Source organism: Gemmatimonadaceae bacterium (genome assembly GCA_036504815.1).
In the GTDB taxonomy this organism is placed as follows: domain Bacteria; phylum Gemmatimonadota; class Gemmatimonadetes; order Gemmatimonadales; family Gemmatimonadaceae; genus PNKL01.
In genome coordinates, this window is sequence record DASXUN010000004.1 from 87,597 (window position 1) to 99,493 (window position 11,897).

Annotated in this window: 11 protein-coding genes; 2 read left to right on the top strand and 9 right to left on the bottom strand. The window is 67.7% G+C overall.

The window, feature by feature from the left end; translation table 11 throughout:
- Window position 1: 1 nt before the first annotated feature.
- The 5 genes from VGJ96_02050 to tilS form a co-directional block, all read right to left on the bottom strand.
- Complete coding sequence (locus tag VGJ96_02050; GenBank protein HEY3285884.1) at window positions 2-571, bottom strand: DivIVA domain-containing protein; 570 nt, start codon at window positions 569-571, stop codon at window positions 2-4.
- Window positions 571-1,245 carry a YggS family pyridoxal phosphate-dependent enzyme gene (locus tag VGJ96_02055; protein HEY3285885.1) on the bottom strand — a complete coding sequence of 225 codons (675 nt, stop codon included), beginning with the start codon at window positions 1,243-1,245 and terminating at the stop codon, window positions 571-573. Before VGJ96_02055 ends, VGJ96_02050 begins: the two co-directional genes overlap by 1 nt.
- A gap of 210 nt (window positions 1,246-1,455) precedes the next feature.
- On the bottom strand, window positions 1,456-3,438 hold the full coding sequence (gene ftsH / locus VGJ96_02060) for an ATP-dependent zinc metalloprotease FtsH (GenBank protein ID HEY3285886.1): 1,983 nt from the start codon (window positions 3,436-3,438) through the stop codon (window positions 1,456-1,458).
- Between the two features lie 58 nt (window positions 3,439-3,496).
- Entirely contained in the window at window positions 3,497-4,048 is a 552-nt protein-coding gene (hpt, locus tag VGJ96_02065; GenBank protein ID HEY3285887.1) for a hypoxanthine phosphoribosyltransferase, read from the bottom strand.
- Between the two features lie 81 nt (window positions 4,049-4,129).
- Entirely contained in the window at window positions 4,130-5,068 is a 939-nt protein-coding gene (tilS, locus tag VGJ96_02070; GenBank protein HEY3285888.1) for a tRNA lysidine(34) synthetase TilS, read from the bottom strand.
- 65 nt (window positions 5,069-5,133) lie between these two features.
- On the opposite strand from tilS, the gene VGJ96_02075 reads away from it, so the two are divergent.
- Window positions 5,134-5,316, top strand: a complete 183-nt coding sequence (locus tag VGJ96_02075) for a hypothetical protein (protein ID HEY3285889.1) — start codon at window positions 5,134-5,136, stop codon at window positions 5,314-5,316.
- A gap of 101 nt (window positions 5,317-5,417) precedes the next feature.
- Here VGJ96_02075 and VGJ96_02080 read toward each other — a convergent pair whose 3' ends face one another.
- The 3 genes from VGJ96_02080 to VGJ96_02090 are packed head-to-tail and all read right to left on the bottom strand — an operon-like array spanning window position 5,418 to window position 7,783.
- Window positions 5,418-6,680 (bottom strand): NAD(P)/FAD-dependent oxidoreductase, encoded by a 1,263-nt coding sequence (locus VGJ96_02080; GenBank protein ID HEY3285890.1) that lies wholly within the window; start codon window positions 6,678-6,680, stop codon window positions 5,418-5,420.
- 34 nt (window positions 6,681-6,714) lie between these two features.
- A complete protein-coding gene (locus VGJ96_02085) occupies window positions 6,715-7,125 on the bottom strand; it encodes a hypothetical protein (GenBank protein HEY3285891.1) in 411 nt (136 codons plus the stop codon).
- A gap of 25 nt (window positions 7,126-7,150) precedes the next feature.
- Entirely contained in the window at window positions 7,151-7,783 is a 633-nt protein-coding gene (locus VGJ96_02090; GenBank protein ID HEY3285892.1) for a hypothetical protein, read from the bottom strand.
- 291 nt (window positions 7,784-8,074) lie between these two features.
- Between VGJ96_02090 and fumC the strand changes: the two genes are divergently transcribed.
- Window positions 8,075-9,469, top strand: coding sequence for a class II fumarate hydratase (gene fumC / locus VGJ96_02095; GenBank protein ID HEY3285893.1), 1,395 nt, complete (start codon window positions 8,075-8,077; stop codon window positions 9,467-9,469).
- A gap of 646 nt (window positions 9,470-10,115) precedes the next feature.
- On the opposite strand, the gene VGJ96_02100 is transcribed toward fumC, so the two are convergent.
- Window positions 10,116-11,777: an Ig-like domain-containing protein gene (locus VGJ96_02100; GenBank protein ID HEY3285894.1), complete on the bottom strand. Its 1,662-nt coding sequence runs from the start codon at window positions 11,775-11,777 to the stop codon at window positions 10,116-10,118.
- Between the last annotated feature and the right edge of the window lie 120 nt (window positions 11,778-11,897).

Below are 11,897 nucleotides of genomic sequence, written 5' to 3' on the forward strand. Positions count from 1 at the left end.
CTTACTTGGCCTCGGCGTCGTCCGGGCCGCCCTCATCGAGCCAGCTCGGCGCCTTGCCGCGAGCGGACGGACCCGACTCCTCGGCCGGGGCCGGCCGATCGGGGGCCGGCGTCGCCTCGGCGGCGCGCAGTTCGCTCACCTGTCGTTCGGTGAAAGCCCGCCACTGCGCGAGGTACGACAGGCGGGCGCGCTCCAGCGCCTCCACCTGTCCCTCGAGCCGGCGCACCGTGCGGCGCGCCTCCTCGACGAGCTTGTCGCCCTCGGCGCGCGCCTCGCGCAGGATCAGCTGCGCCTCGCGCTCCGCCTGCTCGCGCGTCTCGGCGCGCAGCTGCTGGGCGGTGATCAGCGCGTCGTTCAGCGCCTTGTCGCGCTCGCGGAAGGCGCGCAGCTGTTCGTGGAATCCCTTGGCCTTCGCCTCGAGCTCGCTGTTCGCGCGGGTCAGCCGCTCCAGTTCCTCCGCCACCTGGTCGCGGAACTGGTCCACCCGCGTCTTGTCGTAGCCGCGCAGCGCCGACCCGAAGTCGAAGCGTCGCGCGTCGACCGGCGTGAGATGAAAGACATCGTCGCTCATCAGTGCCTCTCCCCGAACAGGACCGTGCCCAGCCGCACCATCGTGGCACCCTCTTCCACCGCGATCTCGTAGTCGCCCGACATTCCCATCGACAGCTCCGTCGCCGGGTGGCCCGCCGCGCGCAGCGCCTCGCGGGCCTCCCGGGCACCGGCGAAGCAGCGCCGCAGCGTTGCCTCATCCGCTTCGAGCGGCGCCATGGTCATGGCCCCGATCACGCGGATGCCGCGCAGTTGCACCAGCCGTTCCCCCTCGCGGGCCACGTCAGCCAGCGCGTGGCCGCCCTTCGTTTCCTCGCCCACCACACTCACCTGCAGCAACGCGTCCACCGGACGGCCGCGCCGCTGCCCGAACTCATCCACCGCATCGGCCAGGCGCGCGCTGTCGAGCGCGTGCAGCAGCCAGAAGTGGTCCAGCGCCTTCACCTTGTTGCGCTGCAGATGCCCGATCAGGTGCCAGCGCACCGGCACCGCGACCAACGCCTGCTTGTCCCGCGCCTCCTGTACCCGGTTCTCGCCGACGTCCTCCACGCCACAGGCGTGCACGGCCGCGACGGCGTCGGGTCCATGTGTCTTGGTGACCGCCACGAGCCGCACCGCCTGCCCGTGCCCGCCCCGGCGCACGGCGTCCGCGATTCGTCCCCTGACCTCAGCCAGGCGCTCAGCCAAGTCCTGCATAGCCTAGAAAAATAGGCGGGCGATAGGGGGAAGCGATAGGCTCGTACGGACTTAGGATTGGGAATCCGGAACGGGATTCCGGACCACGACCCCGGAAAGCGATTGGCGACGGCCCGGCATCCCGCCGAGCCATCGCCAATCGCAATCGCCAATCGCAATCGTCAATCGAAGTCCTGAATCCCAATCCGAATTCCCAATCCTCAATCAGCGTTAAGCCGGTTGAATCTCCGGCCCGCCCAGCACCGGCGGCACCGGCTTCGCATCGGGCGTCACGCTCGGTGCCGGCGCGCTCGCCAGCGGCAGAATGGTCCCCGGCACGACCCGCGGCGGCAGCGGCTCGCCCTCGACCAGCAGCTTGATGTCCTCGCGCGTCAGCGTCTCGCGGTCGAGCAGCGCCATCGCCAGCGTGTCGAGCAGGGCGCGGTTCTCCGTGAGCACCACGCGCGCCCGCTCGTACGACTCGTGGATGATGCGCGCCACTTCCTCGTCCACCAGTTGCGCCGTCCGCTCCGAGACTTCGCGGCGGCTCATCAGCTGCGCGCCCAGGAACAGCTCCTGCTCGTTGTCGCCCACGAGGATCGGCCCGATCTTGTCGGACAGCCCCCACTGCGACACGCAGCGGCGCGCCAGCGCCGTCGCCATCTGGATGTCGCTCGCCGCGCCGGTGGTCACGCGCTCGCGGCCGAAGACCAGCTCCTCCGCCACGCGCCCGCCGTACGCCATCACCAGCCGCGCGTCGAGCTGCAGCCGGCTGACCGACACGCGGTCGTCCTCGGGCAGCGTGAACGCCACGCCCAGCGTGCGCCCGCGCGGCACGATGGTCACCTTGTGCAGCGGATCGGTCCCCTTGACCTTGATCGCGCACACAGCGTGCCCCGCCTCGTGATAGGCCGTCTGCTTGCGCTCCTCGTCCTTCATCACCAGCGACTTGCGCTCCGCGCCCAGCATCACGCGGTCCTTCGCCTCCTCGAGGTCCACCATGTAGACCTTGTCGTGGTTGCGGCGCGCCGCCAGCAACGCCCCCTCGTTCACGAGGTTGGCCAGGTCCGCGCCCGCCATGCCAGGCGTGCTGCGCGCCAGCGCCGTGACGTCCACGTCCTCGGCCATCGGCTTGTTGCGCATGTGCACGCGCAGGATCCCCTCGCGGCCGCGCAGGTCGGGCGCGTCCACGACGATCTGCCGGTCAAAACGCCCCGGGCGCAGCAGCGCCGGATCGAGCACGTCCGGCCGGTTCGTCGCCGCCACCAGGATCACGCCCTCGTTGCTCTCGAAGCCGTCCATCTCCACCAGCAGCTGGTTCAGCGTCTGCTCACGCTCGTCGTGCCCGCCGCCCAGCCCGGCGCCGCGATGGCGCCCGACCGCGTCGATTTCGTCGATGAAGATGATGCACGGCGCGTTCGTCTTGCCCTGCTCGAACAAGTCGCGCACCCGGCTCGCGCCCACGCCCACGAACATCTCCACGAAGTCGGAGCCCGACATCGAGAAGAACGGACGCCCCGCCTCGCCGGCCACGGCGCGCGCCAGCAGCGTCTTGCCCGTCCCCGGCGGTCCCACCAGGAGCGCGCCCTTCGGCAGGCGGCCGCCCAGCTTGGTGAACTTCTGCGGGTCCTTCAGGAACTCGATGATCTCCTGCAGTTCCACCTTCGCCTCGTCGCACCCCGCGACGTCGGCAAAGGTCACCTTGGGCGTGTCGCCCGTGAGGAGCTTCGCCTTCGACTTGCCGAACGAGAACGCCTTGTTGGGTCCCTGCTGCATCTGCCGCAGGAAGAAGATCCAGAAGCCGAAGATCACGATCCACGGCAGCAGGCTCACCAGCACCGACGTGAACGACGGGCTCGGCGCCTGCGCCTTCACCTCGACGCCCTGCGCGCGCAGCCGCTCGTCCAGCTTGTCGCCGTACTCGCCGGGGAGCATCGTTTCGAACTTCCGCACCGCGCGGCCGTCCACCATCACCGGCGTCTTGTACTCGCCGGTGACCGTCTTGCCGCCGACGACCGTCACCGTCTTGACGTTGCCGGCCTCGACTTGCCGCGTGAACTCGCTGGCATTCACCTCGCTCGTGCCTTCGGGCTTTCCGCCGGCATACTGGATGATGAAGACCGGCACCAGGATGACCAGCAGCCAGAAGGCGATGGTCTTCGAGAGTCGGCCGAAGTTCGAGGGAGGCGTGGGGGGAGTTGGATTCTGTGCCATGACTTGAGTTATGGACGTCGGCCAGCACGCCTGATGGCGTGCGCGGCGCTACCAGCCATCAGGCGAGGCTGGCGATATACGGAACGTGACGGAAGTTCTCGGCGTGATCGAGCCCGTAACCCACCAGGAACTCGTTCGGCGCGTCAAACCCGACAAACTTGACCGGATGATCCAGATGTTCGGCAATGTGCTTGTGCAGCAGCGCACAGATATGCAGCGACTTGGGACGCCGCGTCTCCAGGAGATCCACCAGCTTCTGCATGGTCCGCCCGGAATCGACGATGTCCTCCACGAGGAGAACGTGCTTCCCCTCCATGTTGGTTTCCGGATCGTACAGTAGTCGCACGTTCCCGGATGACACCGTCCCTGCCCCGTACGAACCCGCGACGATGAAATCGACCTGCAGCGGGCGGGGTATCTGGCGCACCAGATCCGCCGTGAACATGAAGCTGCCCTTCAGCAGGCCGAGCGCGAGCAGGTCGCCCTCCGGATACTCCGCCGCAATCTGCCGGCCGAGTTCGCGGACGCGAGCGGCAATCTGCTCCTCCGAGAAGACAATGCGCTTGACCGCGCGTCCCATCAGGCGCGGATCGGCGGGTGCGGTGGTCATGGAGGATAAATATAGTGGGGGGCACGCCCCGACGTTCCATTGGCGTCGCACCGCCGGTGCGCCGGAACGCCCTCGTCTCTGTCAGTCCTCGGCCCCCGCGCGGCCGCGGCGCACGACGAAGGTCCGCGCCGTCCGCTCGACGGTCCCTCCCCCAGAAAGCGGCATCCGCTGTCCCGCGGTGGCGCGCGCCGACCACGCCGCCAGCCGCGCCACGCCGCGGCGGTCCAGCACCAGTCCGCCGCGCGCCGCCACTTCCGGCCAGACCACCGACAACCCGTCGGCGCTCAGCGAGGCGATTACGCCCGCGTCCACCACCAGCGCATCGCCCACGCGCTGCACACCGAGCGTGTCCACCAGCGCCGCCATCTCCGAGCGCCAGCCCGCGGCCCGCGTGCCGATCGACACCAGCGCATCTCCAAAGCCGGGCTGCGCCGCCTCGGCCGCCGTCAGCAGATGGGCCCGCAGGCGATTGCGCAGATAGACCGGATTGGCGTTCGACGGATCCTCCACGAAGGGGACGGCGGCCTGCTCGGCATAACGGGCGAGCGTCGCTCGACGAATCCCGAGCAGCGGACGGACGACCCCCGGCGATGGCGCCGCCATCCCGGCGAGGCCCCGGGCCGACGCGTCCCGCAGGATGCGCATCGCCACCGTCTCGGCCTGGTCATCGAGCGTGTGCGCGGTCACGATCACCGCCCGCCGCTCCTCGGCGACCGCGCGCAGGAAGTTCCATCGCGCCTCTCGCAGGACCGACTCGGAGGCACGCGAGGCCGATGCACGCTCGGGGGCGCGCCCCGCAATCACCGAAACGCCCCGCCGCAGGCACTCGTGCACCACCAGTTCCACGGCCTCCGCCGCCGCCACCCCCGTGCCGTGATCGAACGATGCAACGGCCGTCTGCGGGTCGGGCCGGTGACGCACGAAGGCGTCGAGCAGGGCCATGGAATCCCGGCCGCCGGAGACGGCGAGCAGGTATCGGTCGGGTGGGAGTGCCCCAAGCGCTTTCGCGATCGCGTTCACCTAGCTAAGATATCCTCGCGGAAATCGCGTGTCGCTGTGCCTCGACCTTCATCCCGATTCATCCCGTGGAACAGACCTACGGCGGACCCCTCGGAACCCTGATTGCCGGCGTCGGCATGTGCGCCTTTTACATGGCGCTCATCTGGATCAACGTGCTGCTCGGCATGTTCCTCACGCCGTTGTTCCTCATTCCGCTGACGTGGATTCAGGACTGGTGGATGGAGCGGCAGAAGGCCCTGCAGGCCTGAGCCGAAGCTCCCCAGCGCTACCCGCGGGCCGGCAGATGCCGGCCCGTTGACGTTCTACCTCGATCGTTGGCCGGCTGCCCTGCCGCCAGGCCTGCATTGCCTCACGCTGGGCGGCCGTTCTTGTCGCGCAGGATGAGCCTCGCGCCCGGCTGGTACGACACGTAGTACCACATCCACTCCACCAGCACCTTCAGCCGGTTGCGGAAGCTGATGAGCTGCAGGATGTGCAGCCCCGCCCAGATGACCCACGCCACGAATCCCGACGTGCGCACGCCGAAGATCTCGGCAATCGCCTTGGCACGTCCGATGGTCGCCATCGAACCGTAGTCCCGATAGCGGAATGACGCCGAGGCATCGTCGCCGCCGGCCGGCGACGATGCCTCGCGCTCCCCGCGACGAATGAGCCGTGCCACGAAGCGCCCTTGTTGCATCGCCACCTGCGCGACCCCCGGCAGCGGACCCGTGGCCGTCGCGAAGTGCGCGCCATCGCCGATCACGAAGACATCCGGATGCCCCGGGACGCGGCACTGCAAATCCACCATCACCCGCCCGGCGCGATCACACTCGGCGCGCAGCGTTCGCAGCAGCGGCGAGGCCGCGTTGCCCGCCGCCCAGATCAGGTTCTGGCTGCGGATGAATTGCTCGCCGATGCGTACGCCCTCGGCGCTGACATCGGTGACCGTGGCATTCAGAAGGACTTCCACGCCGAGGTGTTCCAGCATCGCCCGCGCCGCGCTCGACTGCGACTCGCTGAAGGTGCTGAGCACGCGAGGGCCGCCCTCGACGAGCACCACGCGAACGTCCTCTCGCGTGAGCAGCGGAAAATCGGGGAGCATCGTGCGCAACGCGATCTCCGCGATCGCCCCCGCCAGTTCCACGCCGGTGGGGCCACCGCCCACCACCACGAAGGTGAGTGCCGGCCGCGCCTCGGGTGCCGCGGCCTGATGATTCGCCTCCTCGAAGGTGCGCAGAATGCGCTCGCGAATGTGCAGGGCGTCATTCATGTCCTTCAGGCCGGGGGCGTGCGTCTCCCACGCGTCGTGGCCGAAGTACGAATGCCGGGCGCCGGGCGCGAGGATGAGCGCATCGTACGCGTACGTCCCCGCGCTGGTCACGACGGTGCGCTGGGACGCATCGATGTCCGTCACCGTGGCCAGCACCACGCGCACGTTGCGGGCGGAACGCAGGATGCTGCGGATCGGCTGTGCGATGTCGCCCGGCGAGAGCGCCGCCGTGGCAACCTGATACAGCAGCGGCTGGAACAGGTGGTGGTTCGTCCGATCGATGAGCGTGACGTCCACTTCGGTGTTCACGAGCGCCTTGGCGGCCGACAAGCCGCCAAAGCCGCCGCCTACGATGACCACATGTTTTCGTCCGCCAGTTGGCATGGGTCTGCGTTCACCCAGGGAGAACGCCGTCACCGGACGTCGTGCCCTGATCGGCAGCGGCTAACGGCGCCGAGGGCGCACCCGACTTTGCGACCGTCAGCAGGAAGCTGGCGCCATCCGTCGAACCGACCCAGTGCGGTACCCCGGACGCGAGGGAGATCAGCTGGCCCGCACCGATGTCGTGCGTGACTCCCGCAGCCACGAACTGAAGGCGTCCACTCAGCGGCTGCACCGCAATGGGACCGTCGGCGCGGTGCTCATGCAGATGCGCTCCCGGGGCAATCTGGACCAGCATCACGCTGAGCGACTCCTGCTTCACCAGCGTCCGCGCGGTCCGCGTCGTCACGTCGCCGCCGTCGGCGGCCGCCGTGAGGTCAACAACGAGCACTTCGCCTGCAATCGTTCGCGTCAGTGAGGACATCAGACCGCCTCGGGGGGAAGGATGGTTATCGCGGCTGCTCCAGCCGGTACGCGCACGAGTGATCGCCGTCGGCGAAGTGACCCACCCGCACCGGTTCGAGTCCGAGCAATTCCTTGATGAGTCCGAACTCCGCCCCGCACGGGATCCGTGTCGCCTGGATGACGGCGCGCAGCGGACAGTGGCACAAGCGGAGGTACAGGGCATCGGCGTCGTCTTCCACCACCGCCATGTAGCCTTGCTCCGAGAGAATCCGCGCGACTTCCTCAACGCGCGCGCGGCCCGTCAGCGGCGCCACGCGCGCGAGTGCGTCACGACGGCGCGCGCCAATGCGCTGCGCGAAGAACTCCCGCAGCAGCTGGTCGTGTCCGGACTCCAGCAGATGCGAAGTCAGCTCCTGCAAGACTTCGCCTTCCGACCGTGGAAAGAGCGCATCGGCCGTGGCGCTGAGTCCGTAGCACGCCTCGGGGCGTCCGGGGCCCCGGCGTCGCGTCCCGACCTGGAGCACAAGTCCGCGTCCCAGGAGCGCCTTCACATGCTCGCGGACCGTCTCGATGTTGAGGCCAAGCGCCGCCGCCAACTCCGGGATGCTGCCCTCGCCCCTTCGCTTGAGGCGCTCGAGAATGGCGCCCTGACTGGATCCGAGGCCTGGCGGGTTCATCCGCGGCGTCCTTGCGGCGCACCCTGATCAACGCAGGCCGCGCCGAGGTCACGACAGAGGTTGCCTGCGTCAACACAGGCCGAGCCGGGGTGTATGAACATCAGGCCCGCCACCCGCTCCAAGGCTGCCAGGAGTCGTCGCATAAGAAGACAATACGAGCGGTTCTCCTTATTGTCAAGGTAGTTTCCTTGACAAATATCCACATTTGGCTCCACTTTCAGCCAGTATATGGATGCTCCGTTCGAACCGCCCCCTCGACCTGCCTCGGCATCGTCCTCCCGGAGACTCGGCATGACTGCACATCGCATCGAAACCGACACCATGGGCGAGATCGCCGTCGCCGACGACAAGCTCTGGGGCAGCCAGACGCAGCGGTCCATTGAACACTTCGCCATTGGCGATCTGCGGTTCACGCGGCCGATGATTCGCGCCTTCGGTTTGCTCAAGAAGGCGGCGGCGCTGACCAACCTCGAACTCGGGACGCTGTCCGCCGAGAAGGCCGGCCTGATTGTCCGCGTCTGCGACGAGGTGATCGCCGGGCAGCACGACGCGCATTTCCCGCTCGTGATCTTCCAGACCGGGTCGGGGACGCAGACGAACATGAACGTGAACGAGGTCATCGCCAACCGCGCGATCCAGCGCGCGGGAGGGAAGCTCGGTTCGAAGCAGCCGATCCACCCCAACGACGACGTCAACCGGTCGCAGTCGTCAAACGACGCCTTCCCGACCGCCATGCACATTGCCGCGGTCGAGGAGATCGTGCATCGGCTGCTCCCGGCGGTGCGGCAGCTGCGCGACACGCTCGCCACGAAGTCGACGGAGTTCTCGGAGATCGTCAAGATCGGGCGGACGCATCTTCAGGACGCCACACCGCTGACCGTCGGGCAGGAGATTTCGGGGTGGGTGGCCCAGCTCGATCAGGGGATGGGGCGGGTGAACGCCGCCCTGCCGGACCTGTACCAGCTGGCGCTTGGCGGGACGGCCGTCGGCACGGGGCTCAATGCGCCCGCGGAGTTCGCGGATCGGGTGGCCGCGCGCATCGCCGAACTCACCGAGCTGCCGTTCGTCTCGGCGCCCAACAAGTTCGAGGCGCTCGCCGCGCACGACGCCCTCGGCTTTGCGTCCGCGGCGCTGCGTACGCTGGCCGGGGCGCTGATGAAGATCGCCAATGACGTCCGCTGGCTCGCGTCCGGTCCGCGCGCCGGGCTCGGCGAGTTGCGCATCCCGGAAAACGAGCCGGGGTCGTCCATCATGCCCGGCAAGGTGAACCCGACGCAGGCGGAAGCGCTCACGATGGTCGTCTGCCAGGTCTATGGGAACGATGCCGCGATCGCCTTCGCGGCCTCGCAGGGCAACTTCGAACTCAACGTCTTCAAGCCGGTGATCATTCACAACCTGCTCGAGTCGGTGCGACTGCTGAGTGATGCCTGTGTCTCATTTAGAGTACACTGCGTGGCGGGCCTCGAGCCCAATCGCGAACGCATCAGTCGGCTGGTCGCAGATTCTCTGATGCTGGTCACGGCGCTCAATCCGCACATCGGCTACGACAAGTCGGCCCAGATCGCGAAGAAGGCGCAGGCGGAGGGAACCAGCCTCAAGGAGGCCGGCGTCGCGCTCGGGTACGTCACGGCGGAGCAGTTCGACCTGTGGGTTGATGCCAGCGCGATGACCAGGCCGTCTGACTGAGCCGGTGAACTGACCGCCCGCTTGAATGGCAGATGCGGACAACAGGCGTACGTCAGATTTGTGATGTGATGCGCCGCGATCGTCGTGTTGCGTAATTGCCGGCTCGATCGTGTCTTCAACGAACCGGACGTCTGGCGTCGCTTGATCTGCCAGGAGCGGCGAGCAGGCGGCTCACGGTGGAATCAGAAGAAATGTGATGTTCGGACCGACAGATTTCGATATGCAGAAGTATGCAGGCTCGGGATGCATGAAGTAGCAGGAAACTGCATATAGATTTCACGCGAACTTACAACCGTAAGTTCGCATTTTTATTGCTATTACGCTATTTGTATTCAAGTCACGCTATAGACGATGCGGTTTTGGAGCGACGACACGGCCGTTTTGCGCCGGATTGCCATCCGATGTACAGCGGGACAAGGCTGGACATTGCTCCAGCGTGCTGCGCGGACCGCTTCCCTGCCCTAGCCCAGTCGCCGCACCGGCCGCGCACGGACGCTTGCGACCGCGGCGAGGGCGGTGCCGACTGCTGGCTGTTGCGCGCAGAAACACACAAACAGCAATGCGAGGGGCCCAGCCAAAATGACTGAGCCCCCGTGCGCTCGCTCGCTTTCGAACCGGCCGCAGCCGCAACCCGACCCCTAGCCGGCTACGGTACCGCCGTGTACTTGAAGGTCGCGCTCTGACGGTAGCCCGTGAGGGTCACCGTTATCGTCCCCGGCCCGATTGCCCAGCCCTGGGTCAGCTGGTAGGTCGCCGTCGACTGACCGTTGGCATCTGTGACCATTCGGCCGTCGCCGACAGCCGTCGCCCAGTCCACGAGGGCCCCGGGAACTGGCATCCCGCTCGCGTCCTTGACTACCACGACGAGGGGCAACGGGAAGTTCGTGCCGACCTTCACCGTTTGGTTGTCGCCCGACACGATGCTGATGGAGGCGGGGATGCCCTGTCGCGAGCCGACCTGGAGCGAGGTGCTCGCGATGGTCTGGCCGGCCACGACGACATAGATGGCCATGGTGCCGGGCGCCGAGGCCCTGACCCGTGTGGTGACCGTCCCGCTGCCGTCGGTGATCGCCGACGTGGGATTGAAGGCCAGCGACGTCGCCCCACTGAACGTCGCGGTTACGTTAGACATCGGGCTGCCATTCACGTCGCGGAGCACGGCCGTCACCACCGCTTCGTCGGTGCCCACCAGGATCGCCGTCGGCAGCACCGAGAGCGAGGACCTGGAGGGTGTTGGGATCGACTGGACGGCCGTCGCGGAGAACACCACGGACGCCAGCCCGACGACGCTTGCCGTCACTTGCTGGACGCCGATGGTGCTACCGAGCGTCCAGTTGACCGAAGCCATTCCGAACTGGTCCGTGAGGCGCGACGACGCGCTGAGTGACCCGCCACCGGAGCTGACGGCAAATGCAACCGCCACCCCGGCTACCGGTTGTCCACTCGCGGAGCGGAGCCACACGCCAATCGGCTGGCCAAGCGTGCTCCCCGCAGGACCCGACTGGTTCTGCCCAGTCTGAGCGGTTAGCTGCGTCGCCGTCACCGTGTTCGTGACGAGCACGGAGTCCCGCAGCGGGAGATCGTCGAAACCCACCTGCAACCAGGTGGTCCCGGGCCGCTGGCCGCCCGTGACAACGCCTATGCGCGCGTCCGCGAAGTGCGCGATGCTGTTGTCATTGGTCCACCAATGGAACCGAAAGGTCGGCGAGGAGAGCGCCGTCCCGCTGGCGTCATAGAGCGTGGACGTGACGGCCGTCGACTTTCCTTCACTGGTCGAGACGCTGCGCGGCGTGATGACCAGCTTCACCGCGCTTCGACCGGGACCCACGTAAACCGGCGCCGCTGTCGTGGTCACGGTGGCCTGGCCGCCGTGCGTCGTCGCGGCGCGCATCGTGAACGCCACCGGACCGACCGCGTAGAGCGTGTCTCCCTCGGCGCTCATTCCCCATCCCTGCACCTCGAACCGGTCATCCACGCTCGTGTATGGAAACGTCAGGGTGAAGACGGTGCCGGTATCCGAGTCGGCGGCATCGAGTTCCTGTGCCGTGAAGACGCGGCTGGCCACCGCGCGACGCGTGCTGCCCGTGACGAGGTAGATGACGAATCGCGCCGACTGGACGGCGTCGGTGACGCCGCCGCTGACCTGGCTCCGCGTGCGGAGTCCGCGCAGATCGATGGCGGCTTCGCCCGCGACGCCGCGTGATGAAGGCACATCGCCCAGACAGGCGGTGATCGCGCCGAGTGCGAACAGGGCGGAGAGGACGCGCACGCGCTGCCGCGCGCGAACCTGCGAGAATCGGGTGGGCATGCCGCGACTCATAAGAGAGAGCGTCGCAGCGAACATCGCTCTCCCGGCGCACCGAGACAAGACTGAGAGCGCCCCGCGGGTGCGGGGGAAGTCCTGACACCGACCGGACCGTTTCCTGAC